Consider the following 22,937-nt stretch of genomic DNA (forward strand, 5'->3'; position numbering starts at 1 on the left):
AGGGTAACGGTTTCGAGCGCCAAGGCCGAGTTTCTTTGTTCAAACGGCAGCAAACAGATGCTTTTTTGTTAGCGACTTTGTCCCGGAACGTAACTTTGGTGGTCTTAAATGCTCTAATCGACCCCTCTGGTCCTACACAAGAATCGTTTTGGCATATGGATATCAAACAGCTCTGGCTCAACGCCCAAGACCTTTGGGGGGCTCTCGATCAGCATCCACTCCTGCACTCCGGCCTGGCGCTGGCGTTGCTGTTAGTGATCGCGTTAGGCCTCGGACGAGTGGCACGCTATCTCATTTTGCATGCAGTCAAATTGCTCGGTCGACAACCGGCGTTGCATTGGCTCAACGATTTGCGGCACAAAAAAGTCTTTCATCGCCTGGCGCAGATGACGCCGTCGCTGGTGATCCAGTTCGGCCTGAACCTGGTGCCGGAGTTGAGCAAGGCCAGCCAGCATTTCCTCGGCAACGTGGCGCTGGCCTTCACCATACTGTTCCAGTTGTTGGTCTTGAGCGCCCTGCTCAACGCCTTGCTGGATATCTACGCACGCACCGATCACGCCAAGACCCGCTCGATAAAGGGCTACGTGCAATTGGCAAAGATGGTGCTGTTTGTCTGTGGCGCGATCATCATTATCGCGACGCTGATCGACCGCTCGCCGCTGCTCCTGTTATCCGGTCTGGGTGCAATGTCGGCGGTGATTTTGTTGGTCTACAAGGACACCTTGTTGTCGTTCGTCGCAGGCGTACAGCTGACCAGCAACGACATGCTGCGGGTCGGCGACTGGATCGAAATGCCGCAAGTCGGCGCCGACGGCGATGTAGTCGACATCACCCTGCATACCGTCAAAGTGCAAAATTTTGATAAAACCATCGTCTCGATTCCGACCTGGCGTTTGATGTCCGAGTCGTTCAAGAACTGGCGCGGCATGCAGCAGTCCGGCGGTCGGCGGATCAAGCGCAGCCTGTTCATCGACGCCAGTGGCGTGCGCTTTCTGCATGATGAGGAAGAACAGAAACTGACCCGGATCCGCTTGCTGACCGACTACATCGGCCGTAAACAGGCGGAGCTCAAAAGCTGGAACGAAGCCCAGGGCAATGTCGCGGCGATGTCGGCCAACCGTCGGCGCATGACCAACATTGGGACCTTCCGCGCTTATGCATTGGCTTATCTGAAGAGTCATCCGCAGATTCAACCCGGCATGACCTGCATGGTCCGGCAGATGCAAACCACCGCCCAAGGCGTTCCGCTGGAGATTTACTGCTTCACCCGCACCACCGTCTGGGCCGATTACGAGCGAATCCAGGGTGATATCTTCGATTACCTGTTGGCGGTTTTGCCGGAATTTGGTTTGAGCGTGTATCAGCAACCGAGCGGCAATGATTTGCGCGCCGGGTTGTTACCGGCGGTGTTGGGGGCGGGCTACATCCCCGAATCTGAAAAGCGTTCGATGTAATAACGCTGCCCTTGCAGGAGCAAGGCTTGCCCGCGATGAACGATGACGTGGTGTATCTGACAGTCCCACCTTCGAGCAATGACGATAAAGGTCGCGATGACCACGCAACCGCCCGGAGTGATCGACTTGGGAAAGCTAAAGTCGTACAGAGGAGACGCGTTATAGATTCGCCAACCACTGGTCACCATCAACAGCACGGCCAAAGCATTCAACCAATGAGTCAACCTTAGCCACCGGGGATGGCTGATCACCGGATGCGCAGAGGTAGCGCTGGTCGATGTAGGCAGCGCTGACATGATCGGCTCCAAGCGTTAGATTTGTAAGAATTATGTAGACCTACACATCCCTAAATCCTCACGTAAAGTTAAATTAAACGTGATAATGCAAAATTGCACTCCCTTGACCACCTGATTGCATCGGTACTGACCGCTCGTTTGCATTGCACTTGACCAGGCGTTTGCATTCGATCTGCCCACCGATTGCATCGGATTTGACCAGCACACTTCTTAACCATGATCGGCAAAGAGTTGTCCATTGCTGCCGATGGCGATAGGCGACAAACGGCCAGAACCAATCTTTGACGACATCCTCATCGCGTACTGCCCGCGCTAAAACCAGGGCCACCTGCGAACCATCCCGTTCTGCTTTATTCCTCAGCGGCATGAATCATATGCCCACCCCCCACGTTCCGCAGGCCCGCCTGGACCAGCAAGATAGCCCCAGCACTCTTGCTAACCCATTCAAGGAAACTGCGATGACCACTTTCACTCGTCACACCATCGACACCGCCCCTGCTGCCTCCAAGCCCGTTCTGGAAGCTGTGCAGAAAGCCTTCGGCTTCGTACCCAACCTGCAAGGTCATATGGCGGAGTCGCCTGAACTGCTGGCAGGCTATAGCCAACTCTGGGACCTGTTCGGTAAGAGCACACTGACGCCCCACGAACAGCAAGTGGTCTACCTGACCTCCAACTTTGAAAACAACTGCCACTACTGCATGGCAGGCCATACCACCCTGGCCAAGATGATCGAGATGTCCCCCGACGTCATTGCCGCCCTACGCGCTGGCAGCGTGATCCCCGATGCTCGGCTGGAAGCCCTGCATGTTTTCACCACCGCCGTTGTACGCAATCGCGGCTTCGTCGACGACGCAGGCATCGAAGCGTTCCTGGCGGCAGGATTTACCCGCCGTAACGTGCTGGAAGTGGTACTGGGTGTGGCCACCAAGGTGATGAGCAACTACACCAACCACCTGGTGCACACGCAACTGGACCCGTTCATGAAAGGCAACGAGTGGACCAAGCCAGTTTGAACCCTGCCCATTAGCAGCCATTCCACCAGCCCGCACGCGGGCTGGTCTCAAGGAGGCCTCATGAACGAGCGTACTTTTCTGATCACCGGCGCCAGCAAGGGTATTGGTCGTGCGTTAGCGCAAGCTTTGGCTGACGCAGGTCATCTGGTCGTGGGCATTGCCCGGCAGGCCGAGGGTGTCGATTTTCCAGGTGTATTGGTACCGGTAGACCTTGGCAATCGCAATGAAACCGAGCAGGCACTTGCCGCTCTGACTCGTCAATATGCGTTCGATGGCCTGGTGAACAACGTCGGCCTGGTCCGCCCGCAATTGCTGGGGGAGGTCGACCTCGACGATTTCGATGCCGTCATGCGGGTGAATCTGCATTCAGCTATCCAGGCCACTCAAGCGCTGCTGCCAGGCATGCGCGAGCGCGGCTGGGGACGAATCGTCAATATTTCGAGCCTGACCGTACTGGGCATCACCCACCGTACTGCGTATGCCGCCGCTAAGGCTGCGCTTATCAGCTTTACCCGATCGTGGGCACTTGAACTGGCCACGACTGGCATCACCGTCAACGCCGTTGCACCCGGCCCGACCGAAACAGAACTGTTTCGCGCCAACAATCCTCCCGGCAGTGAGGGCGAAACCCGATACCTTTCAGGGGTGCCAATGGGACGTTTCGGCCAGCCCGAAGAGATCGCGGCGGCCATCGGTTTCTTGCTATCCGAGAGCAGCGGATTCATCACGGGGCAAACGTTGTTCGTTGATGGCGGCGCTTCCATCGGCAAAGCTGCTTTCTAGACGGGGTTGATTTGTATAGACCTTGTTGAGATAAACCACTGCGCTGCGAGCGAAGCTATCTGCTTCGCTCGCGTTTTGTCGTGGCCTTTTTTATTTTCCTGTTCGCTTGGAGTACCGATGGATCGATTGGCAGCAATGGAAACGTTCGTGAGCGTACTTGAAGCAGGTTCTTTTTCAGCGGCGGCGCGGCGACTCAACCTGGGCCAACCTGCGGTATCGAAAACCATTGCACAACTCGAAGACCGCCTCGGCGTACGCCTGTTGCTGCGTTCTACCCGTGGTTTGACGCCGACCGAAGCGGGTACTGCTTTTTATGAGCGTGCCAAGCGTGCCATCGAGGAAGCCCACGAAGCCGACCTCGCGGCGCGTGGTGCGGGCAGCGACCTGCATGGCACGTTGCGAGTCTGTGCAGCGGTGACTTTTGCTCGGCTGCATGTGTTGCCTTATCTGGGCCAGTTCCTTACAGCTCATCCCGGCCTGAACATCGACATCGTGCTGGACGACCGCACCGTCAATCTGGTCGAAGAAGGGATCGATGTCGCGCTGCGTATGGGAGCGTTGGCCGACTCCAACTTGATAGCGCGCAAGATAGGCGAATGCCAGCGCCTGGTATTGGCCACCCCCGCCTATGTCCAAACCCATGGCATGCCCGCCAACCCTACCGAGCTGGCTCAGCATCAAGCGGTCATTTTCGCGCAGGCAGGCGGCGGCGAGCACTGGTCTTTCAAGCAAGGCAGTACCGTGCAATCGGTCACCGTCAGTGGGCGTGTGCGCGTCAGCGCAGCGGAGGGAATTCGCGCAGCCGTACTGGCGCATCTGGGTGTCGCCATGACGTCCCAGTGGATGTTTGCCGCCGAGTTGGCCAGCGGAGAAGTGCAGCCGTTATTGGAGCAATGGCAGCTGCCGCCGCTGGACCTGTGGGCGGTATTTCCCACGGGTCGCCTGGCCAGTGCCAAGGCGCGGGCTTTCGTCGATTTTGTCGAAGGGCTGATGGGTCGTCAGAATGCACCATGAGAAAGGCCGCCCGAAGGCGGCCTTGAAGGGATATCAACCGCGTAACGCGGGCAACAGCTCGGAAGGCTCAGGGCGCAGGGTGTAGTCGGGGTTGACCTCGGCATAACGAATGATCCCGTCCTGGCCGATGACGAAGCGGCCTGGCATCGGCAACGTCCAGCTTTGGTCGCCGTTGATGACCGGCAGATTGTTGCCCAGGCTCAGATAGAGTTCGGCCAGGTAGTCCGGCAGCTTGAAGCGCAAGCCGAATGCGGCCGCGACTTCATTGCCGCTGTCGCTGAGGATGGGAAAACCCAGTGCATTCTGGCGTTGCGATTTGCGGCTGTTGGCCTGGCTCTGCGGCGAGATCGCGACCAGGCTGGCACCCTGCTCCTTGAAGGCAGGCAGTGCCGCCTCCAAGGCTTGAAGTTCCATGTTGCAATACGGGCACCACACACCGCGATAGAAGCTGATCACCAGCGGGCCTTGGGCGAGCAGCTCCGTCGACGAGACCAGATTGCCCTCGGCGTCCGGCAGGCTGAACACCGGCGCGGTATCCCCGGCCTTCAGCGCTCGTTCGGCCTGGCCGCTGGCAATCAGCTCGGCCGTGGCCCGGTGCATCACGGCGTGCACTGGAGCGGGAGCATTGTAGGGAGGCTTGCCGGCAACGAAGTCGGCCTTGAACGCATCCAGTTTGGCTTGAAGGGTCATGAGTGTTTCCTCGGTAGGTTGATGTGTCGAGGCTCATGATCGCTAGAGGACGGTTGCGCCAGTAGAGAGCTGCCCGGCATAGCAAATATGCCCGGCCGGAATGCCCTCCCGCTATTCCCTCCCGGAATGATTCATATCGCCACTGGCTGTCTGCCCGACCTTCCACGACCTCAGCACAATGGCCTCCATCGTAGCCACTGGCACGAGGCCTGTGACGCTCAAGTCACAGCGCCTGTATTCACTTTCCAGCGAGGAATCCATCATGTTGATCGTTCATGCGTTCGCCACCCCCAACAGCGTCAAGGTGCCTATCGCCCTCGAAGAATTAGGGCTCGACTATCAACTGCTGCCGGTGAACATCCGCCAGGGCGAGCAAAAGCACGAGGCCTTCGTTGCGCTGAATGCCAACACCAAAGTGCCGGTGTTGGTCGACACCGACGCTAGCAATGGCCAAGGCCTGGTGCTGACTGAATCCGCCGCCATCCTGCTCTACCTGGCCGAGCACTACGGCAAGCTCTTGCCCACCGACGGCGTGAAGCGCGCCAAGGTCTTTGAACAAATGTTCTTCCATGCCAGCGCCCTGAGCCCGGCTTTCGGTCAGTCCGGCTACTTCCAGAAACTGGCCAGCGAGCCGAATCCGGCCGCTGTTGCCCGGTTTCACGGCGAGGCCAAGCGTACGTTGGCGGTACTGGATGGGGTACTGGCGGACAACACATTCGTCGCAGGCAACGAGTTTTCCATCGCCGACATCGCGCACTTCGGCTGGCTATGGCGCAAGGATTTTGCCGGCGTGGACTTCTCGGCAAGCCCCCACGTCGAGCGCTGGTACAACGCCGTGAGCCAACGACCGGCCGTACTGCGCGGCATCCAACGTACCAACGCCCTCATTCCCCAGGCTTGATCGACACAGGACTGCACACCATGAGCAATCAACCGCTGTTCACTGCTACTACCGTTGGCCCTTTCACACTGGAACATCGCGTCGTCATGGCCCCATTGACGAGAATGCGCTCCAGCGCCGGCAATGTGCCCAATGATTTGATGGCCGAGTACTATGCCCAGCGCTCGACGCGGGGCGGCCTGATCATCGCGGAAGCCACGCCCGTCTCGCCCTACGGTTTTGGCTATGCCGGTTCACCCGGCATTTTCACCCAGGCGCAGGTCGATGGCTGGCGCAAGGTGGTCAACGCCGTGCACGTCAAGGGCGGGGTGATATTCCTCCAACTGTGGCACGTGGGGCGCCAATCGCACTCGCTGCTGCAACCGGGCGGCGTCGATCCGGTGGCGCCCTCGGCGATTCAGGCAGAAGGCGATGCCTACACGCCAACAGGTCCCGTGCCGTTCGGCATGCCCCGAGCGCTCGAACTTGACGAGATACCGGCGATCATCGAGTCGTTCCGACTTGGCGCAGAGCTTGCCAAGGAAGCAGGATTTGATGGTGTTGAAATCCATGGAGCCAACGGTTATCTGCCTGACCAGTTTTTGCAAGATGGCACCAACAAACGAACCGATGCCTATGGCGGTCCGATTGCGAACCGCGCTCGCCTGATGCTGGAAATTACGCGGGCAGCGATCTCAGTCTGGGGTCATGGTCGAGTCGGGGTGCGACTGAGCCCGTCAAGCAGCTACGGCTCGATGCATGACAGCAACCCCAAGGCCACATTCGGCTACCTGGCCGAACAGCTCGATAGCCTGGCACTGGCGTATCTTCATGTCGTCGAGCCACGCATCAAAGGCAATGAAACGATCGATGAGCATGCAGAACCTATCGCGGTTCAATACCTGCGTACTTTATTCAACGGTCCGATCATCGCAGCAGGAGGATTTCACCTGCAAAGCGCCGAGACGCTCCTGTCCCAAGGCGATGCCGACCTCGTCGCCTTTGGTCGCGCATTCATCTCCAACCCTGACTTGCCTAAGCGACTGCGTGACGGTATCCCGCTGAACACCTATGACCGGGACACGTTTTACGGTGGCGATGCGGGTGGCTATACAGACTATCCATTCATTGATGAGCGGATCGTCAGGGCATAGAGACAACGTCGGCGGATTATGCGGTAATCCTGTACTGATAATTTCTACGCAGCTAAGCGTTGGGTCGCCATCAGTTTCAGCTTTGGGCAGTTCTCTGCAGGTCCTCATTACGGCGTGCGCTGGTCAAGTCGAATGCAAGTGGTTGGTCAGCACGGATGCAATTGACTGGTCAGTGGCAATGCAAATGAGTGGTCAAGTCCATGCAATTACGCATGATAACTCCCAAGCCAATTGCAGACGTCATAAGTCAGCCGAATCAGAGGGTGCAGAGGCGTACTCGCCACGCGCATGGGGTTGAACGCGAAAGTCGGCGAACAGACTGTGATGCCGGATTACCTGGCCAAAGCTGACGCCTTGACTGGATTGCACAACCGGTGCTGCATGTACGGGGAATTTGAAAGCGCGATCAACAAGGCACAACGTGAGCAGTACCAACCGTGGAGAGCAGGCGCGTGCCCCTCTCTATTTCGCAAAAACAGCCCAGAGAAACAACTATGCAATCCAAGGATCACTGGGAAAACGTCTACATGACCAAAGCCGCCGATGAGGTTAGTTGGTTTCAAGAGCATGCCGCACTCTCACTCAAGTTGATTCGAGAGGCGGGCGTACCGCTTACGGCTTCGATCATTGATGTTGGCGGCGGCGCATCAACGCTGGTTGATGATCTCTTGGCTAACGGCTATGAAAACGTCACGGTGCTTGACCTCTCCGGGGCAGCGCTTGCCACGGCAAAAACCAGGCTCGGCGTCCTGGCTTCGAAGGTACAGTGGCTAGAAGCCAATATCATCGAAACCAGGCTTGATTCGAACGCTTACGATGTGTGGCATGACCGGGCCGTATTTCATTTTTTAACCACGGCACAAGAGCGACATGCATATGTCCAGGTGGTGCTAAGGGCGGTTAAACCTGGCGGTCTGGTCATCGTGGCAACCTTCGCAGAAGATGGGCCAAGCAAATGCAGCGGCTTGCCGGTAATGCGTTACGATGCCGATGAGCTTCATGCCGAATTTGGTGAGCCGTTTGTCATGCTTGGGCATGAAAAAGAGTCTCACCATACACCAGGGGGCAATGAGCAGAAGTTCGTTTACTGTTTTTGCCGCAAGGTAATCTGAGAGGCCTTGCTGAGTACGATGTGCCAGCCTGCGAACTTCATCAGCAACCACTGCAAAGCAGCGTCCCGCCTCCCCTGCCCTTGCTGCCTCAATGGCGGCATTCAATGCCAAGAGATTCGTTTGCTCGGAAATACTGCAAATGACTGCCAGAATCTGTCCGATATCCGCTTCGCGTAACGCCTCGGTAGTCAGTTCGAGCATCCGCTTGTCTTGCCGCAGGCAAGAGCCTGATCCCTGTTGGCATGAGTGTCGAAGTCTTGACTCTGCACCTATCCCGTCAATGCCATAAGAACACCTGAACCACACGCAGGTCTCGACACCATCACGACTGACACAATCCAATCGCAGTGATAACGAGCATTAAGGGCTTTTCAATCGTGCGGCACAAGAATAATGTAGAGAAACAAACTATTTTTGAATGTATCTCTACATGAAAAATTGGCTCACTTTGATCCTTGGCCTACCGACCGCAAACGCCACCGAGCGTATGCGCGCCTGGCGTGCCCTGAAAGCTTTCGGAGCTGCGGTGTTACGCGATGGTGCCTATCTGTTGCCGGACACCAGCGCCTGTCGTGAAGCGCTGGCCTCTGTCGAGCGCGATATCCTGGCCATCAATGGCACCGCTTACGTCCTGCCTGTCGTCGACCCCAATGGCGAACGCTTCGTAGAGTTGTTCGACCGCAGTGATGAGTACAGCAAGCTAGGCGCTGAGATCGAAGCCTGCCGGGCACAGCTCAATACCGAGAATGCACTGGCGTCCACCAGGCAGATTCGCAAGCTACGCAAAGCCTACGAACAACTGACCACTATTGATTACTTTCCTGGCAAGCCGAAGCAGCAGACCGACTCGGCGTTGCAGGAGCTTGAGAGCGCTGTCAGCAGAGCGTTGTCTGCAGACGAACCCCACAGCCGCGACCAGCCAATAGTGCCGCTGAGTCCAGGTGACTTTCAGGGACGCGTATGGGCAACTCGTCAGCGGCCTTGGGTCGACCGACTGGCTTGCGCCTGGCTGATTCGACGCTTCATTGACCCACACGCTCGGATCCTCTGGCTGAATAGCCCACAAGACTGCCCAGCCGATGCGCTGGGTTTCGACTTCGATGGCGCAACTTTCAGTCATGTCGGCAACCGTGTGACCTTCGAAACCCTGCAAGCCAGTTTTGAAATCCAGGAGCGCGGTCTGGGGCGCATTGCGGCCCTGGTGCACTACCTCGATGTCGGGGGGATCCAGCCAGTGGAGGCTGCCGGCATCGAACGGGTGCTGGCAGGGCTACGCGAAACCATTCCCCATGACGACCATCTGCTGGCGGCTGCCAGCGCCATCTTCGACGGCCTGCTCGCAGCGTTTGTGAATGAGGAACAACCCAATGAATAAGGTTTCCCCATCAGTCGTTGAAGAGGATCTGCCAAGACCTGAGGCGGTCAGTTTGCGTGAGGCATTCTGGTTCTGGCTCAAGCTCGGTTTCATCAGTTTCGGCGGGCCCGCGGGACAGATTTCGATCATGCACCAGGAATTGGTCGAGCGGCGGCGCTGGATATCGGAACGGCGATTTCTGCATGCCCTCAACTACTGCATGTTGCTCCCTGGGCCGGAGGCTCAACAGCTGGCAACCTACATCGGTTGGCTGATGCATCGAAGCTGGGGTGGAGTGATCGCCGGGGGGCTGTTTGTACTGCCCTCGCTGTTCATCCTGATCGCGTTGTCCTGGATGTACATCGCCTTCGGCGAAGTCCCGGTGGTGGCCGGACTCTTCTATGGCATCAAGCCCGCTGTAACGGCCATCGTGGTGCAGGCGGCGCATCGAATCGGCTCGCGCGCACTGAAGAACAATTGGCTGTGGGCCATAGCGGCGGCGTCGTTCGCGGCGATATTTGCATTTGATGTGCCCTTTCCGCTGATCGTGCTGAGTGCGGCATTGCTCGGCTACCTGGGTGGCCGTTTTGCTCCCGAGAAATTCAGGATCGGAGGCCATGGCACAGCCAAAAAATCCTATGGCCCGGCCTTGATCGATGACGACACTCCATCCCCCGACCATGCCCGATTCAGCTGGTCAAAACTGGCGCTGCTGGCACTCGTCGGCGCAGCGCTGTGGGCGCTGCCGATGGGGATCCTGACCACGCTGTTTGGCTGGGAAGGCACCTTGACCCAGATGGGTTGGTTCTTTACCAAGGCCGCGTTGCTGACCTTTGGTGGCGCCTATGCAGTGCTTCCTTATGTTTACCAGGGCGCAGTCGGTCACTATGGCTGGCTGACCCCGACACAGATGATCGATGGCCTGGCGCTGGGGGAAACCACGCCTGGGCCGCTGATCATGGTGGTGGCTTTCGTCGGTTTTGTCGGCGCCTATGTCTCGCAGGTGTTCGGTGCCGATCAGGTATTTCTGGCCGGTGCCCTCGCGGCCTCGCTGGTGACCTGGTTCACCTTCCTGCCTTCGTTCCTGTTCATTCTCGCCGGTGGCCCGCTGGTGGAGGCGACTCACAACGAACTCAAGTTCACCGCGCCGCTTACCGGGATTACTGCGGCGGTAGTGGGGGTGATTCTCAATCTGGCGGTGTTCTTCGGCTATCACGTGCTGTGGCCCAAAGGGTTCAGCGGCCCCCTCGACTGGCCCTCTGCGCTGATCGCCATTGCCGCCGCGATTGCCTTGTTTCGCTTCAAGCGTGGCGTGATTCAGGTACTGATGGCCTGTGCGCTCATTGGTTTGGCAGTGCATCTGCTGCGTTAGGGAGCGTGGGGTGATCAACAGTTCTCTGGCGGGCATCGGGCCCGCCAGATCACCCAGCCTAATGAGTTAGGCAGGAGGTGTTCCATGAGGTGGATTACTCGCGAACGACCCAAGATCGACCGGATTGCCTGTCCTTGGCTGATCACCCGTTTCATCGACCCCGAGGCCGAGTTTTTGTACGTGCCCAGCAGAGAGGTTCTGCAGATTGCCGCTGAGAAAGACGCAACGCCTTACGATATTCCTGGTGTTGAGCTTTCCCACGAAGGAGAGCTATGCAGCTTCGATGCGTTCCTGAAGAAGTATCAGCTCCGTGATCCCGCCTTGCAGCATTTGGCCAGAATCGTGCGCGGCGCAGATACCTCCCGCCTGGACCTGACGCCGCAGTCGGCCGGGCTGTACGCAATTTCACTGGGGCTATCGCAGCGCTATGCCGATGACCACGAAATGCTGGCACAGGGTTTGATCATGTATGACGCGCTGTATGCCTGGTGCAAGGAGTGTCAGGGCGAGTCGCATAACTGGCCTGCGCAGATGTGAAGAGGCTTGTTCACACTGCAGCCCAGAGCGGGGCCAGGCTCATGATCAGCGGAACACTGAACGTTCTAATCCTGCATGACTGGGACAAAGGCAGGGCGATTGAACCCGCCCTGCCCGAGCAGAAGAGGGTCTCATGAACATACGGCACAATCGACGTTTCGCTCTGCCAGTCCTCGCCGCCCTGTTGACTGCGCTAGCCGTTATGGACTTCGCAAGCCTTCGTTACTGTCAGGCGGCAGACGAGCCGCCGACTAGCGACTTGCCACTGAGGCACGTCACCGACATTCCATTGCCCGGTGGCGCCACTCGGCTCGACTACGAGAGCTACGATCCAGAGCGCAAGCTGTTGTTCATCGCACATCTTGGTGACGGCGAAGTTATCGCCTTTGACATGCGTGAGTCCCGCGTCGTTGGGCGCATTGCGAACGTCTCGTCGGTACACGGTGTGCTCGCTATTGCTGAGTTGTCGCGCGTCTATGCGTCGGCGACAGGCACCAACGAAATCGTTGTGATTGACGAAGCGACCCTGGCTGTTGTCGGTCGCATACCGGGCGGCATCTATCCCGACGGCATGGCTTATGTGCCCGATGTTCACAAGCTTTACGTATCGAATGAAAACGGCGAGACCGAAACGGTGATCGACGTGCGCACCAACACCCGTGTCGCGACGATTCCGCTGGGAGGTAAAGTCGGCAATTCACAATATGACCCGGTATCACGACACATCTTCGTCAATATCCAGACACGTCGGCAACTTATCGAGATAGATCCCGCGACCGACCAAATCGTGGCGCGCATTGATCTGCCGGGCGCGCGTGGCAACCATGGCTTGTTGATCGATCCGCGTGACCGGCTTGCCTTTATCGCGTGCGAAGGTAACGACAAGCTTCTCGTACTGGACATGCACACGATGCGGATTATCCAGGAGTTCGATACGGGGGGAACCCCTGATGTGCTTGCGTTCGATCCTGTGCTGAGCACACTTTATGTGGCTGCAGAGGCCGGTATTGTGTCGATGTTCCACGTCAAGGACACAGTCGTCACGAAAGTCGGCAATGGCAGCGTGGGACCGTATGCGCACGTCGTTGCCGTCGATGCCTCGACGCACCGTTCGTATTTTCCGCTCAAGGATATCGACGGGCACCCGGTACTACGGATTATGGAACCCCGGTAGCACATTCATGCAGCTGTCGACTCGTGAACCTGGCGAATCCATCCGGCTCGCCACCGAACCTATGGACATGCGTTCCGACACCTACACCGCGCTGGCGCGGGTATCTTACTTTACTGGTTGTATACCGATTTTCGAGTAACTGTCCAAGGGCCTTGAGCTACAGTTGTACTGTCTCCTCTCCAGGGGTTTCAAGTCGTTCGCTTTGGCCAACGGCTTTGGGCCAGGCCTTGTCGAGGCCATGGCTGCTCACTCCGATAGTCGAGCACGACTGACTCTTGAGACATCCTTGAGGACAACCCGTGCGATGCATCAAGACGATTCACATCTGGCGTCGTTGATGGCTGCGGCCCAGCTTGGCGATCAGGCAAAATACACGCGACTACTGCGCGAGGTTACCCCAATCCTGCGTCGGCTGGCCCGCCAGGGATGGCCGATGGGCAGACCCGCCGATATTGAGGACGTAGTCCAGGACACGCTGCTGACGCTTCATTTGATCCGCCATACCTATGATCCGACTCGCCCTTTCATGCCGTGGCTGACGGCGATCCTGCGGCGGCGCCTCGTGGACGGCGTGAGGCGCCGCTCGCGGACAGACCGCAAAGAACTCGTGGTTGACGCGCTCGACGTAACCTTTGCGATCGAGCCGACGAATGATACTTACGAACCCCCGGTGGACACGGAAACGCTGGGAAAGGCTATCGCCTCGCTTCCTCAAGGCCAGCGGCAGGCGATCGAACTGCTCAAGCAGCGGGAAATGTCGCTCAAGGAGGCGTCGGCAGCGACCGGGATGAGCATTGCAGCGCTCAAGGTGGCCACTCATCGGGCGTTGAAAAGACTTCACGACCTGCTGCTGATTAAGTGACATGAAAACCGATGAACTCATTGATGTGCTCGCGGCGGATCTGAAGCCGGTTCGACGCCTGCTGCCCCCCGCCTGGCGTTTGATCGGGTGGCTTGCCGTGTCGGTGCCAGTCATGGCGCTTATGGTCGGCGCAATGGGGATGCGTCCGGATATCGGGGTGAAGTTCGCCGAGCCGGTTTTCCTGACACAGGAACTGGCGTCGCTGGCCACGGCGTTAATAGCTGGCTGGGCCGCGCTCGTCACCTGTGTGCCGGGTGAGCCGGGCTGGAAGCTGTGGACTCCCATGGCTCCGCTGACCCTATGGATCGCGACCCTGGGCCATCAGTGCTGGGACGAATGGATGCGCCTGGGGTTGAGCGGGATGGCGTTTCATTCCGACCTCATGTGCCTGCCGGCCATCGCGATGACCGGTGCTGTCCCGGCACTGGCGATCGTGCTTGCGATCCGGCGTGGTGCACGCCTGCCCGCCCCCTGTGCGGTGTGGTGGGGCAGCCTGGCGTCTGCGGCGCTCGCCAACGTGGCATTGCGGCTTTTCCATCCGGAAGACGCCGCGTTGATGGTGATCGTCTGGCAATTTGGCAGCGTACTGCTATTCATGACCTTGCTTTCACTGTTCCGGCGCTATCTGGTGCCAGAACGGACGGTGTGCGCCCTTCGCTGATCGGGCTGTCTCGCGGCAGGCGATGCGTCCTTCGCGGTCGACCTGTAACCTTTTGCCGCCGCTGACGAAGTATTCGATACCGGTCTCGCATCGAGGCCGCTCACGTCAGGATCCTGAGCTATGAACCGTCGACTTTACGCCGCCACCACGTTGTCTGCCGCGATGGGGCTGGCGCTCGCCATGCAGGGTTTACCGGCCGGCGCGCAGGAGATGAAAGACATGTCGAATGCGCCACCGATGGTGAAAGAAAACATGATGAAAATGCAGAAAAATCACCTCGAAAAATGCTACGGGATCAATGCCGTCGCAAAAAACGACTGTGCCGAAGGCACCCATTCCTGCGCCGGCCAGGCCAGCCAGGCGCGCGACACGAAATCGTTCGTGCTATTGCCCGCCGGGGTGTGCGGCAAGATCGCGGGCGGGGCAATGAAATCCACCTGATCGACGGAGAGCGCGGCCATGAGTCTGTCTCAATCCGGCCGGTGCGCGACGTCCGGCCCGATCCCGCCTTCAGCGGGGGTCGGGCTGCGCTTCCCGCATCATCAGATCTTCGTCGATACGCATCCACCGGTCGGCTGGCTGGAAGTGCACGCAGAAAACTACATGGGGGGCGGCACGCCGCTACACTATCTGGAAACGCTGCGGCGCGACTATCCGGTCTCGTTTCACGGGATCGGCCTGTCACTGGGTAGCGCGGACGGACTCGACCCCATCCATCTCGAGCGCCTGCGCCGTGCAAGCGAGCGCATCGAACCCGGCCTGATCTCGGAACACCTGTCGTGGAGCGTAGTCGGACAGACGTATCTCGCCGATCTCCTGCCACTACCGATGACGGAAGAGGCGCTCGACGTCGTCTGTCAGCACGTCGAGCAGGCGCAGACGCGGCTGGGTCGGCAAATTCTGCTCGAGAACCCTTCAACCTACCTGCAGTTCAGTCATTCGACGATTCCGGAATGGGAGTTTCTGTCGACCGTCGCCGCACGTACGGGCTGCGGGATTCTGTGCGACGTCAACAACATCTATGTGAGCGCGCAGAACCATGGCTGGGATGCGTCGGCCTACCTGCGGGCACTACCACCGGCCGCGATCGGCGAGATACATCTGGCGGGCCACTCAGTCGTAGCGCTCGATTCCGGCGCCATGCTGCGCATCGACGACCATGGCTCGCGTGTCGCACCTGCCGTCTGGGCGCTCTATGAAGAAGCGCTGGCCCGCTTCGGCCCGGTTCCGACTTTAATCGAGTGGGACACCCATATCCCTCCGCTGGACGTGTTGATCGAAGAGGCCACACACGCCGAGTGCTACCTCGCGCATTCAGCGCCAAGGAACGATCATGCCGTCCTTGCGTGAGTTGCAGGATGCGGTGCGGCGCAGCATCGTCGATTGTGACAACGTCGATGCCGTGGCACACGTCGTTGCCAACGGGATCGCTGCGCAGGAGCGTCTGTCGGTCTACCGGAACACCTTCGCGCAAACCCTGATACGCGCGCTTCGCCTGTCTTACCCGGCTGTCGACCGGCTGGTGGGCACTGAGTTTTTCGACGCGGCGGCACGCGAGTACATCACGCAGCGGCCGCCCCGCAGCAGCTACCTCGATGAGTTCGGCGGCGATTTTTCGGCCTTTCTCGGACGGTTTGCGCCGTGCGCTTCGGTGCCTTACCTGTCCGATGTGGCACAACTCGAATGGGCCGTCAGCTGCGCCCTTCACGCAGCCGATGCACCGGCGCTGACAATTGCGTCGCTGCGTGCAGTCGAGGCTACGCAATACGCTTGGCTCAGCTTTGTGCCTCACCCATCCGTCAGCATGATTCGAACCGGCTACCCTGCTGACACCATCTGGCATGCGGTACTCATGGATGATGAGGCAGCGTTGACGGCGATCGACCTGTCGGGCTGTCCGACCTACCTGATGGTTCAGAGGGGGGGCTCTGGCGTTCGGGTTGACCGCGTCGACGGGATGGTCTGGCGCTTTAGCCGTGCGCTGTGTTCGGGATGCATGCTGGGCCTTGCCCTCGATGATCATCCCGGCATCGATGCCACTGCTGCACTGGCCAGTCTCCTGGCACAAGGCTGCTTTGCCGGGTTCAGCCAGGCTTCGCAGTCTGGGCCGATTCAATCGCTAACGGAGTTGCCATGAACCACCCGGCTGCGCCGCGCGGGCTAGCCCTCACGTTTTACGTGCGGGCCTTGCACTGGCTCGAGCGCATTCCCTATTGGTTCCTTGCCATTGCGTTGCGACTAGCGGTGGCTACGGTGTTCTGGAACTCGGGCATGACCAAGCTCGCCAGCTGGGACACGGCCGTTGCGTTGTTCACCGACGAGTACCAGTTGCCGCTTCTACCGCCGGAAGTGGCGGCGTATATCACGGTATCGATCGAACTCACGTCACCGGTGCTGTTGATCCTCGGTCTGCTCACCCGGCCCACGGCTGCCGTCCTGCTTGGCATGACCACGGTCATCGAGGTATTCGTCTTTCCACTGGCGTGGCCAACCCATATCCAGTGGGTCGCCATGCTGCTGGTACTGCTGGCGCGCGGCCCCGGCCGACTCTCGCTGGACGGGTTAATTCGCAAGCACCTGCTAGGCGACGCCTGATTGCAGCATTGTCACCAGTGGAGAACTGCGCGTACCCGGTGATAGTTATGGATTGCTCTGTTTGATTGATCAGGTGACGGAGGTTGCGTGCGAAGCAATCAAGCCTCCACACGACCAGAGTGTCGCCTTCGCGTAAAGCCTTTAAGCCGGACGATCCCCCTTCCGTGCCGAGGTCTGATCTTCATAAAAAGGTGTCGGAGCGACCCCGGCCGCAACGAAAGCATCATGTTGGTACGCCACGGTAAGACACAGAAAACAATGTCCAATTGATCGCGGTGAGTGCTTGGCTATCAGGTATACCGCCAAGACGGGCGTCGCTTTTTATGCATCTACGCCGGTGTTCAGGTAAAACTTCGGCATGAGGGCTATGTGGTCAGTGCACTGGCGTGCAGCATTCACGCTGCTGCTGGATCGGCGGACACTTCACCGAGCCGAACGAACAGAACACACAGCAGTCGCCCGCATTAGGGCGCAACAGCGCCTTACAATTGCCGCATTCGTAGAAAAACTGGCAAGCGTTGGTAGGCATGGTTTCCAGCTTGGCAAAACCGCATTGCGGGCAGGTCAGCACGGACTCAAGAACGACGGTGTTCATTAAAACCTCACTTATGGACGGTCGAAGGATAACCAGCGTTTGTGGTTGCCCCGGTCAGTGCTTCGGGCCGGGACTGGTCAGCGTCGTAGGTGACGATGGCTGTCTTCTTGTCGAAATCGACCTTGACCGAGCTCACTCCGGGAACTTTTTCCAGCGACTTTTTGACCGTGATCGGACACAGCTCACACGTCATGTTCTGTACATCGAGCGTGACCGTCTGGGGAGTTGCAGCCAGCACCGCGAAGGGGATGGCGGTCAGCATGGCCATGAGTAGTTTGCGCATGAGGGACTCCTAGTAGAACAGTGGGGCCAGTGACGGTACGGCGAGTAGACCGAGCAGCAATATGGCGACGATCCAGAACGTGAGCCGCTGCCGCTTGATGGTTCGAGCGTCGGCGCAGGGCGTACCCGGTGCGCAGACTTGTGGCACCACATAGAGCTTGCGCAAGGCCAGACCAAGGAACAGCAGCGTCAACCCGATAAACAGGGGCCGGTATGGCTCCATGGCCGTCAGGTTTCCTACCCATGCTCCGCCGATGCCGAGTGCTAGCAATATGAGGGGGCCGACACAGCACACCGACGCGCCAATAGCAGCCAGTACGCCCGCGATCAACGAGCCTTTCCCAGTGAGTTGCATCCTGTTCACGCCTTAAATCCGATTGCCCATGTATCATTCTAGATCCCGTACTCAGGTACGGAGTCAAGGAGAATGCAATGGTGACCGAACTGACCATCGGCAAGCTGGCGGAGGCTGCTGACGTGAACATCGAGACGATCCGCTATTACCAGCGGCGCGGTCTGCTGGAAGAGCCCCCAAAGCCGCTTCGCGGTCATCGGCGTTACCCACCCGACACGGTAAAGCGCGTGCGCTTCATCAAGCGGGCGCAAGCCCTCGGTTTCACGCTGGCAGAAGTCAGCGGATTGCTTCGACTCGATGCTGTGCATGCATGTGCCGAGACACGAGCCTTGGCTGTCCGCAAGCTGACCTTGATCAATCAGAAGATGTCCGACCTCGCCGCCATGCGGCAGGCGTTGGGAGGACTGGTTCAGCAGTGTGATGTTGGCAACGACGGGGTGGCCTGCCCAATCATCGACATGTTGGAACGGGAGTAAGAAGTTCAACAAACCGCAGCAAGTGGGCTTACCTGCTTGATGCGCAAAGCACACAGTTATCAACAAGCGCCCTCCTCCCAGAGAAGAGTGAAGGATGCGCCTGTCTCGTTCTACCAAAAACACCCGAAAAGCAATGAAAAACTCTGCTACTTAATAGTGTTTGTAGGCTAACCAAACGCCCGCCAGGGCTGCCAGCCAAACTAAAACGATGAGCACCGCCGCCACTTTACTCACCGGGCGCTTCACGTGACGTTCCTCCCACTCGCTAGCCTTTAGCTGACACGCCTCAAGCACAAGCGGCGGCATCAATCGGATAGCGAGCAGAATGCCGAGCGGCAGAATGATTACGTCGTCCAGATAGCCGAGTACAGGAATGAAATCGGGAATGAGATCGATTGGACTCAGTGCGTAAGCCACCACAAAAACTGAAATCCACTTGGGCAGCCATGGGGTTTGTGGATGCTGATAACAAAACCAGAGAACCATGGTTTGACGCTTGAGGTTTTTAGCCCAACGGCGTAGGTGTTCAAGGATGCCTTTCATTCAGTACTCTTGCTTATGGTGGGGAGTGCAGGTCCTTTTCTGACGGATCAATCTGTATGCGTGCGGTGTGTCAATTTTGCGGTTGCCGGAAAACTACACAACATCGGGAAGCTGCAAGGTGAAACGGCTGCCGCCATTCGGGTCGGGTTCATGTCGAACTCCCCATCCAAGGTGATCTGCAACACGTTTGACGATAGGCCCAAGCCCGAACCGCCCGTGAAATCATCGTCACCGCGAACAAACCGATCAAAGAGGCGGGCTTGTACTGCATCGGGTAACCCCGTACCGCTGTCCTCCACAACAATTTGAGATGAGTTCAAGTAAATGGTGATGATGCCTTGCTCTGTGTGCTGACAAGCATTACGTAGCAAATTGCTGACCGCAATAGTGACCAGCACAGGTATCGCCGTGACCATCACGTCATCAGGGTGATATCTTCGATTACCCGTTGGCGGTTTTGCCGGAATTTGGTTTGAGCGTGTATCAGCAACCGAGCGGCAACGATTTGCGCGCCGGGTTGTTACCGGTGGTGTTGGGGCGGGCTACATCCCCGAATCTGAAAAGCGTTCGATGTAATAACACTGCCCTTGCAGGAGCACGGCTTGCCCGCTTCTACGAAGGGCAACCTGCGGCACGCCTCGCACCGAATCGGCTAATCCACACCGCCCCCAGAATCACCAGCCCACCAAAGAATAACCGCCCCAACGTTTCGTGCTGATTCCATATCAGCAGGTTGATCAACAGCCCCACCGGCACATGCAGGTTGTTCATCACCGCCAGCGTCCCGCCATTGACCAGGCACGCGCCCTTGTTCCACCAGTACAGGCCCAATGCCGTACTCACCAGGCCAAGGAACACCAGCACGCCCCATTGCAACGGCGCCTCGGGCAGGAAATTCGCCTTGCCGAACAGCACAAACGCCGGCAACGCCACTGCCAGTGCTCCCAGATAGAAATAGCCAAAGCGCCGGTAATGCGGCAGATCGCTCGGGTAACGTGCTACCAGATGCTTATAAAGCACCTGCCCTGCGGCGTAGGTGAAATTAGCCAGTTGCAGCAACAAGAAGCCCATAAAGAAGTCCGGATTGATCCGGTCATAGCGGATCACCGCCGCGCCGAGCACCGCGACCAATGCCGCCACCAGTGCCCAGAGATTGAAGCGGCGATTCAGCGCATCTTCGATCAGCGTCACGTGCAGCGGTGTAAGAATGGTGAACAGCAACACCTCCGGCACCGTCAACACGCGGAAGCTCAGGTACAGGCAGACATAGGTCACCCCAAACTGCAACGCGCCGATCAACAGCATCCCGCGCATGAAGGCCGGTTCAACCTGCCGCCAGCGGGTCAAGGGAATGAACACCAGCCCGGCCAGCAGCACGCGCACCAGCACCGCAAAGTAACTGTCGACATGGCCGGCCAGGTATTCGCCGATCAAACTGAAGGAAAACGCCTGAATCAGCGTGACAAAAAGTAGATAGCCCATACGCGCCTCGTCTCGAATGGCGGCGACGATAGCGGTTTTGCGACTGGCAGTGAAATCACAGACAAAAAAAACCCGATCTCGCGTTGGCGTCGATCGGGCAGGAGCACTCAGGGGCAACAAGTGCAAAGGGAGGTTCGATGCGCGAACCGGCTTGAAGGGAGTGCACAATGGCGCTACTAAACCATCAGGCGATTATCCGGTGATTAACACCTCAGGCGACCTGGGCGAGCCTGGCGTTAGCCTGGTTCAGACCTTTTTCGTGGAAGTCTCCCCCCAGGTTCATGCCTTCGGCGTGAATGAACTCGACGTCGTGGATCCCGATGAATGCCATGACCTGACGCAGGTAGGGTTCCTGGTGATCGGCGGCGCTCCCGGCATAGATGCCGCCACGAGCGGTCAGCACATAGGCACGCTTGCCAGTGAGCAGGCCTTGCGGGCCGGTTTCGGTGTATTTGAAGGTCACGCCGGCACGCAGCACATGGTCCAGCCAGGCTTTCAGCGTGCTCGGGATGGCGAAGTTGTACATAGGCGCGGCCATCACCAACACGTCGGCGGCCAGCAGCTCATCGGTCAATTGGTTGGAGCGCTCAAGGGAGGCGTGTTCGATCTCGTTGCGCTGTTCGGCAGGTTTCATCCAGCCGCCCAACAGGTTGGCATCCAGGTGCGGAACCGGGTTGATCGCCAGATCACGGATGGTGATCTGGTCAGCAGGGTGAGCGGTTTTCCACTGGCTGATGAAGGTTTGGGTCAGTTGGCGTGAAACCGAATCTTGCTGGCGAGCGCTGCTTTCGATGATCAGTACGCGGGACATGGGTTGTAGCCTCCATCGGTGAATGCTGTAAGTCGATGGAGTGGAGATTAAACAGAGTCGTATCGATGAAAAAGCGCAAATAACTGCTATAACCCATCTATAAATTCGTTTATAAGCGGAGCATGCCCGGCAGACCTGCTCCGTGCTGCCTCACTTGGGCGGCGTACAGCTGAGTGCAATCCGCAGCTTGATGATCTTGCGGTTGAACCTGGCCGAGACATCACTGCGTTTACCGGCCTCCACAATGACCCGTCGTGTGCGCGGTGACTCCGGACCATTGCGAAACACCACCGAGCATTCCACCGGCACCGTGCCGTAGTTGTTCAGGGTGATGGCACCCATGTCGTAGTCGGTTGCGTAAGTGGTGTAGTCAACGCTCAAACCATTGAGCTGCTTCTCGACATCGATGGGGTAGGCAAACGCACTGAGCGGCAGCATCGCCAGCAACACGCAACAGATTTTTCTCATTCGGCAGTCTCCAATATGGACAGCCAGCTTAGGACAAGAGGAGCTCATCTTGAAAGCGCCCCGCGTTACCCTTGATCAATGGCGGACACTGCAGGCCGTGGTCGACCACGGTGGCTTTGCCCAGGCAGCCGAAGCGCTGCACCGCTCACAATCCTCCGTCAGCTATACCGTGGCGCGCATGCAGGACCAGCTCGGCGTACCCCTCTTGCGTATCGACGGCCGCAAAGCCGTGCTGACCGAAGCCGGTGGCGTGTTGTTGCGCCGTTCCCGGCAACTGGTCAAACAAGCCAGCCAGCTTGAGGACCTGGCGCACCATATGGAGCAAGGCTGGGAAGCTGAAGTGCGGCTGGTGGTCGATGCCGCTTACCCGAATGCCCGTTTGGTGCGCGCTCTGACGGCGTTCATGCCGCAAAGCCGTGGCTGTCGCGTGCGCTTGCGCGAAGAAGTGCTGTCCGGGGTCGAAGAGGTGCTGCTCGAAGGCGTCGCCGACCTGGCCATCAGTGGCTTCAGCATTCCCGGTTACCTGGGCACAGAAATGAGTGCAGTGGAATTCGTCGCCGTGGCTCACCCGGAACACCCACTGCATCGGCTGAACCGCGAGTTGAATTTCCAGGACCTGGAAAGCCAGTTGCAAGTGGTGATCCGCGATTCTGGCCGCCAGCAACCGCGGGACGTCGGCTGGCTCGGCGCCGAACAGCGCTGGACCGTCGGCAGCCTGGCCACCGCCGCGACCTTCGTCGGCAGCGGCCTGGGGTTCGCCTGGTTGCCACGGCACCTGATTGAACGTGAACTCAAGGAAGGCCTGCTCAAGCTGCTACCGTTGGATCAGGGCGGCAGTCGTCACCCCACGTTCTATCTGTATTCAAACAAGGACAAACCACTGGGCCCGGCCACGCAGATTCTCATCGAACTGCTGCGCACCTTTGACACGGCGCCGCTGGATGCGCCCTTCGCCGCCCCACAGCAAGCCTGAA

Annotated in this window: 29 protein-coding genes and 3 pseudogenes; 20 read left to right on the top strand and 12 right to left on the bottom strand. The window is 58.5% G+C overall.

Features of this window, described 5'->3' with window-relative positions:
* The first annotated feature begins 155 nt into the window (after positions 1-155).
* A complete protein-coding gene (locus AC07W5_RS22615; RefSeq protein ID WP_495024367.1) occupies positions 156-1,454 on the top strand; it encodes a mechanosensitive ion channel family protein in 1,299 nt (432 codons plus the stop codon).
* A 106-nt stretch (positions 1,455-1,560) separates the two neighbouring features.
* On the opposite strand, the pseudogene AC07W5_RS22620 reads toward AC07W5_RS22615, so the two are convergent.
* A pseudogene (locus tag AC07W5_RS22620) lies at positions 1,561-1,750 on the bottom strand (cytochrome b/b6 domain-containing protein); the annotation flags it as partial.
* A 73-nt stretch (positions 1,751-1,823) separates the two neighbouring features.
* A complete protein-coding gene (locus AC07W5_RS22625; protein WP_495011647.1) occupies positions 1,824-2,117 on the bottom strand; it encodes a hypothetical protein in 294 nt (97 codons plus the stop codon).
* Positions 2,118-2,208: 91 nt separating this feature from the next.
* On the opposite strand from AC07W5_RS22625, the gene AC07W5_RS22630 reads away from it, so the two are divergent.
* The 3 genes from AC07W5_RS22630 (at position 2,209) to AC07W5_RS22640 (ending at position 4,560) form a co-directional block, all read left to right on the top strand.
* Complete coding sequence (locus AC07W5_RS22630) at positions 2,209-2,763, top strand: carboxymuconolactone decarboxylase family protein (RefSeq protein WP_495024368.1); 555 nt, start codon at positions 2,209-2,211, stop codon at positions 2,761-2,763.
* A gap of 60 nt (positions 2,764-2,823) precedes the next feature.
* Positions 2,824-3,546 carry an SDR family oxidoreductase gene (locus tag AC07W5_RS22635; protein ID WP_495011645.1) on the top strand — a complete coding sequence of 241 codons (723 nt, stop codon included), beginning with the start codon at positions 2,824-2,826 and terminating at the stop codon, positions 3,544-3,546.
* A gap of 117 nt (positions 3,547-3,663) precedes the next feature.
* A complete protein-coding gene (locus AC07W5_RS22640; protein WP_495011644.1) occupies positions 3,664-4,560 on the top strand; it encodes a LysR family transcriptional regulator in 897 nt (298 codons plus the stop codon).
* A 33-nt stretch (positions 4,561-4,593) separates the two neighbouring features.
* On the opposite strand, the gene AC07W5_RS22645 is transcribed toward AC07W5_RS22640, so the two are convergent.
* Complete coding sequence (locus tag AC07W5_RS22645; protein WP_495011643.1) at positions 4,594-5,250, bottom strand: peroxiredoxin-like family protein; 657 nt, start codon at positions 5,248-5,250, stop codon at positions 4,594-4,596.
* Between the two features lie 262 nt (positions 5,251-5,512).
* On the opposite strand from AC07W5_RS22645, the gene AC07W5_RS22650 reads away from it, so the two are divergent.
* The 3 genes from AC07W5_RS22650 (at position 5,513) to AC07W5_RS22660 (ending at position 8,396) form a co-directional block, all read left to right on the top strand.
* Positions 5,513-6,151 carry a glutathione S-transferase family protein gene (locus AC07W5_RS22650; protein ID WP_495011642.1) on the top strand — a complete coding sequence of 213 codons (639 nt, stop codon included), beginning with the start codon at positions 5,513-5,515 and terminating at the stop codon, positions 6,149-6,151.
* 20 nt (positions 6,152-6,171) lie between these two features.
* On the top strand, positions 6,172-7,284 hold the full coding sequence (locus tag AC07W5_RS22655) for an alkene reductase (protein ID WP_495011641.1): 1,113 nt from the start codon (positions 6,172-6,174) through the stop codon (positions 7,282-7,284).
* A gap of 494 nt (positions 7,285-7,778) precedes the next feature.
* Complete coding sequence (locus AC07W5_RS22660; RefSeq protein ID WP_495024430.1) at positions 7,779-8,396, top strand: class I SAM-dependent methyltransferase; 618 nt, start codon at positions 7,779-7,781, stop codon at positions 8,394-8,396.
* A 6-nt stretch (positions 8,397-8,402) separates the two neighbouring features.
* Here AC07W5_RS22660 and AC07W5_RS22665 read toward each other — a convergent pair.
* Positions 8,403-8,570: pseudogene (locus AC07W5_RS22665) on the bottom strand (methyl-accepting chemotaxis protein); the annotation flags it as partial.
* A 256-nt stretch (positions 8,571-8,826) separates the two neighbouring features.
* Between AC07W5_RS22665 and AC07W5_RS22670 the strand changes: the two are divergent.
* From AC07W5_RS22670 to AC07W5_RS22715, 10 genes are all read left to right on the top strand, one after another.
* Positions 8,827-9,771, top strand: coding sequence for a chromate resistance protein ChrB domain-containing protein (locus tag AC07W5_RS22670; protein WP_495024369.1), 945 nt, complete (start codon positions 8,827-8,829; stop codon positions 9,769-9,771).
* On the top strand, positions 9,764-11,122 hold the full coding sequence (chrA, locus tag AC07W5_RS22675) for a chromate efflux transporter (RefSeq protein ID WP_495011639.1): 1,359 nt from the start codon (positions 9,764-9,766) through the stop codon (positions 11,120-11,122). Before AC07W5_RS22670 ends, chrA begins: the two co-directional genes overlap by 8 nt.
* Positions 11,123-11,206: 84 nt before the next feature.
* Complete coding sequence (locus AC07W5_RS22680; RefSeq protein ID WP_495024370.1) at positions 11,207-11,659, top strand: chromate resistance protein ChrB domain-containing protein; 453 nt, start codon at positions 11,207-11,209, stop codon at positions 11,657-11,659.
* Positions 11,660-11,792: 133 nt separating this feature from the next.
* Positions 11,793-12,833, top strand: coding sequence for a YncE family protein (locus tag AC07W5_RS22685; protein ID WP_495024371.1), 1,041 nt, complete (start codon positions 11,793-11,795; stop codon positions 12,831-12,833).
* 304 nt (positions 12,834-13,137) lie between these two features.
* Positions 13,138-13,695 (top strand): sigma-70 family RNA polymerase sigma factor, encoded by a 558-nt coding sequence (locus tag AC07W5_RS22690; RefSeq protein ID WP_495011636.1) that lies wholly within the window; start codon positions 13,138-13,140, stop codon positions 13,693-13,695.
* Position 13,696: 1 nt separating this feature from the next.
* Positions 13,697-14,356 carry an NrsF family protein gene (locus AC07W5_RS22695; protein WP_495024372.1) on the top strand — a complete coding sequence of 220 codons (660 nt, stop codon included), beginning with the start codon at positions 13,697-13,699 and terminating at the stop codon, positions 14,354-14,356.
* Positions 14,357-14,476: 120 nt separating this feature from the next.
* Positions 14,477-14,797, top strand: coding sequence for a BufA1 family periplasmic bufferin-type metallophore (gene bufA1 / locus AC07W5_RS22700; protein WP_494994637.1), 321 nt, complete (start codon positions 14,477-14,479; stop codon positions 14,795-14,797).
* A gap of 18 nt (positions 14,798-14,815) precedes the next feature.
* A complete protein-coding gene (gene bufB / locus AC07W5_RS22705; RefSeq protein WP_495024373.1) occupies positions 14,816-15,706 on the top strand; it encodes an MNIO family bufferin maturase in 891 nt (296 codons plus the stop codon).
* Complete coding sequence (locus AC07W5_RS22710) at positions 15,690-16,493, top strand: HvfC/BufC family peptide modification chaperone (RefSeq protein WP_495024374.1); 804 nt, start codon at positions 15,690-15,692, stop codon at positions 16,491-16,493. The genes bufB and AC07W5_RS22710 overlap by 17 nt, the downstream gene beginning before the upstream one ends.
* A complete protein-coding gene (locus AC07W5_RS22715) occupies positions 16,490-16,951 on the top strand; it encodes a DoxX family protein (RefSeq protein WP_494994634.1) in 462 nt (153 codons plus the stop codon). Before AC07W5_RS22710 ends, AC07W5_RS22715 begins: the two co-directional genes overlap by 4 nt.
* A 373-nt stretch (positions 16,952-17,324) precedes the next feature.
* Here AC07W5_RS22715 and AC07W5_RS22720 read toward each other — a convergent pair whose 3' ends face one another.
* Genes AC07W5_RS22720 through AC07W5_RS22730 form a run of 3 tightly spaced genes read right to left on the bottom strand, consistent with a single transcriptional unit; the run spans position 17,325 to position 18,183 of the window.
* Positions 17,325-17,546 (bottom strand): GDCCVxC domain-containing (seleno)protein, encoded by a 222-nt coding sequence (locus AC07W5_RS22720; protein ID WP_495011632.1) that lies wholly within the window; start codon positions 17,544-17,546, stop codon positions 17,325-17,327.
* Positions 17,547-17,553: 7 nt separating this feature from the next.
* Positions 17,554-17,829: a mercury resistance system periplasmic binding protein MerP gene (gene merP, locus AC07W5_RS22725; protein WP_495024375.1), complete on the bottom strand. Its 276-nt coding sequence runs from the start codon at positions 17,827-17,829 to the stop codon at positions 17,554-17,556.
* A gap of 9 nt (positions 17,830-17,838) precedes the next feature.
* Entirely contained in the window at positions 17,839-18,183 is a 345-nt protein-coding gene (locus tag AC07W5_RS22730; protein ID WP_495024376.1) for a mercuric transporter MerT family protein, read from the bottom strand.
* A 77-nt stretch (positions 18,184-18,260) separates the two neighbouring features.
* On the opposite strand from AC07W5_RS22730, the gene merR reads away from it, so the two are divergent.
* Positions 18,261-18,659: a mercury resistance transcriptional regulator MerR gene (merR, locus tag AC07W5_RS22735; RefSeq protein ID WP_494994630.1), complete on the top strand. Its 399-nt coding sequence runs from the start codon at positions 18,261-18,263 to the stop codon at positions 18,657-18,659.
* Positions 18,660-18,809: 150 nt separating this feature from the next.
* Here merR and AC07W5_RS22740 read toward each other — a convergent pair whose 3' ends face one another.
* Both AC07W5_RS22740 and AC07W5_RS22745 read right to left on the bottom strand, forming a co-directional pair.
* Positions 18,810-19,202: a YkvA family protein gene (locus AC07W5_RS22740; protein WP_495024377.1), complete on the bottom strand. Its 393-nt coding sequence runs from the start codon at positions 19,200-19,202 to the stop codon at positions 18,810-18,812.
* A 47-nt stretch (positions 19,203-19,249) separates the two neighbouring features.
* Positions 19,250-19,600: a sensor histidine kinase gene (locus AC07W5_RS22745; RefSeq protein WP_495011629.1), complete on the bottom strand. Its 351-nt coding sequence runs from the start codon at positions 19,598-19,600 to the stop codon at positions 19,250-19,252.
* Between the two features lie 20 nt (positions 19,601-19,620).
* On the opposite strand from AC07W5_RS22745, the pseudogene AC07W5_RS22750 reads away from it, so the two are divergent.
* A pseudogene (locus AC07W5_RS22750) lies at positions 19,621-19,764 on the top strand (mechanosensitive ion channel family protein); the annotation flags it as partial.
* Between the two features lie 50 nt (positions 19,765-19,814).
* Here AC07W5_RS22750 and AC07W5_RS22755 read toward each other — a convergent pair.
* The 3 genes from AC07W5_RS22755 to AC07W5_RS22765 form a co-directional block, all read right to left on the bottom strand.
* The gene (locus AC07W5_RS22755; RefSeq protein ID WP_495011628.1) at positions 19,815-20,684 is read right to left on the bottom strand and encodes a carboxylate/amino acid/amine transporter; all 870 of its coding nucleotides are present in this window, start codon (positions 20,682-20,684) and stop codon (positions 19,815-19,817) included.
* Positions 20,685-20,895: 211 nt separating this feature from the next.
* Positions 20,896-21,495 carry an FMN-dependent NADH-azoreductase gene (locus AC07W5_RS22760; RefSeq protein ID WP_494994628.1) on the bottom strand — a complete coding sequence of 200 codons (600 nt, stop codon included), beginning with the start codon at positions 21,493-21,495 and terminating at the stop codon, positions 20,896-20,898.
* Positions 21,496-21,645: 150 nt separating this feature from the next.
* A complete protein-coding gene (locus AC07W5_RS22765; protein WP_495011627.1) occupies positions 21,646-21,963 on the bottom strand; it encodes a 3-phosphoglycerate kinase in 318 nt (105 codons plus the stop codon).
* A 49-nt stretch (positions 21,964-22,012) separates the two neighbouring features.
* Between AC07W5_RS22765 and AC07W5_RS22770 the strand changes: the two genes are divergently transcribed.
* Positions 22,013-22,936 (top strand): PA3225 family LysR-type transcriptional regulator, encoded by a 924-nt coding sequence (locus AC07W5_RS22770; RefSeq protein WP_494994626.1) that lies wholly within the window; start codon positions 22,013-22,015, stop codon positions 22,934-22,936.
* Position 22,937 lies beyond the last annotated feature (1 nt).

This window comes from Pseudomonas sp. GW821-FHT01E05 (assembly GCF_059422425.1).

Coding starts and splice junctions, on each gene's coding strand:
- AC07W5_RS22765 (WP_495011627.1), bottom strand. CDS start 21,963: ATGAGAAAAATCTGTTGCGTGTTGCTGGCGATGCTGCCGCTCAGTGCG.
- AC07W5_RS22615 (WP_495024367.1), top strand. CDS start 156: ATGGATATCAAACAGCTCTGGCTCAACGCCCAAGACCTTTGGGGGGCT.
- bufB (WP_495024373.1), top strand. CDS start 14,816: ATGAGTCTGTCTCAATCCGGCCGGTGCGCGACGTCCGGCCCGATCCCG.
- AC07W5_RS22650 (WP_495011642.1), top strand. CDS start 5,513: ATGTTGATCGTTCATGCGTTCGCCACCCCCAACAGCGTCAAGGTGCCT.
- AC07W5_RS22755 (WP_495011628.1), bottom strand. CDS start 20,684: ATGGGCTATCTACTTTTTGTCACGCTGATTCAGGCGTTTTCCTTCAGT.
- AC07W5_RS22710 (WP_495024374.1), top strand. CDS start 15,690: ATGCCGTCCTTGCGTGAGTTGCAGGATGCGGTGCGGCGCAGCATCGTC.
- AC07W5_RS22740 (WP_495024377.1), bottom strand. CDS start 19,202: ATGAAAGGCATCCTTGAACACCTACGCCGTTGGGCTAAAAACCTCAAG.
- AC07W5_RS22685 (WP_495024371.1), top strand. CDS start 11,793: ATGAACATACGGCACAATCGACGTTTCGCTCTGCCAGTCCTCGCCGCC.
- AC07W5_RS22635 (WP_495011645.1), top strand. CDS start 2,824: ATGAACGAGCGTACTTTTCTGATCACCGGCGCCAGCAAGGGTATTGGT.
- chrA (WP_495011639.1), top strand. CDS start 9,764: ATGAATAAGGTTTCCCCATCAGTCGTTGAAGAGGATCTGCCAAGACCT.
- AC07W5_RS22645 (WP_495011643.1), bottom strand. CDS start 5,250: ATGACCCTTCAAGCCAAACTGGATGCGTTCAAGGCCGACTTCGTTGCC.
- bufA1 (WP_494994637.1), top strand. CDS start 14,477: ATGAACCGTCGACTTTACGCCGCCACCACGTTGTCTGCCGCGATGGGG.
- AC07W5_RS22760 (WP_494994628.1), bottom strand. CDS start 21,495: ATGTCCCGCGTACTGATCATCGAAAGCAGCGCTCGCCAGCAAGATTCG.
- AC07W5_RS22695 (WP_495024372.1), top strand. CDS start 13,697: ATGAAAACCGATGAACTCATTGATGTGCTCGCGGCGGATCTGAAGCCG.
- AC07W5_RS22720 (WP_495011632.1), bottom strand. CDS start 17,546: ATGAACACCGTCGTTCTTGAGTCCGTGCTGACCTGCCCGCAATGCGGT.
- AC07W5_RS22625 (WP_495011647.1), bottom strand. CDS start 2,117: ATGCCGCTGAGGAATAAAGCAGAACGGGATGGTTCGCAGGTGGCCCTG.
- AC07W5_RS22660 (WP_495024430.1), top strand. CDS start 7,779: ATGCAATCCAAGGATCACTGGGAAAACGTCTACATGACCAAAGCCGCC.
- merR (WP_494994630.1), top strand. CDS start 18,261: ATGGTGACCGAACTGACCATCGGCAAGCTGGCGGAGGCTGCTGACGTG.
- AC07W5_RS22690 (WP_495011636.1), top strand. CDS start 13,138: ATGCATCAAGACGATTCACATCTGGCGTCGTTGATGGCTGCGGCCCAG.
- AC07W5_RS22630 (WP_495024368.1), top strand. CDS start 2,209: ATGACCACTTTCACTCGTCACACCATCGACACCGCCCCTGCTGCCTCC.
- AC07W5_RS22670 (WP_495024369.1), top strand. CDS start 8,827: ATGAAAAATTGGCTCACTTTGATCCTTGGCCTACCGACCGCAAACGCC.
- merP (WP_495024375.1), bottom strand. CDS start 17,829: ATGCGCAAACTACTCATGGCCATGCTGACCGCCATCCCCTTCGCGGTG.
- AC07W5_RS22730 (WP_495024376.1), bottom strand. CDS start 18,183: ATGCAACTCACTGGGAAAGGCTCGTTGATCGCGGGCGTACTGGCTGCT.
- AC07W5_RS22655 (WP_495011641.1), top strand. CDS start 6,172: ATGAGCAATCAACCGCTGTTCACTGCTACTACCGTTGGCCCTTTCACA.
- AC07W5_RS22715 (WP_494994634.1), top strand. CDS start 16,490: ATGAACCACCCGGCTGCGCCGCGCGGGCTAGCCCTCACGTTTTACGTG.
- AC07W5_RS22640 (WP_495011644.1), top strand. CDS start 3,664: ATGGATCGATTGGCAGCAATGGAAACGTTCGTGAGCGTACTTGAAGCA.
- AC07W5_RS22680 (WP_495024370.1), top strand. CDS start 11,207: ATGAGGTGGATTACTCGCGAACGACCCAAGATCGACCGGATTGCCTGT.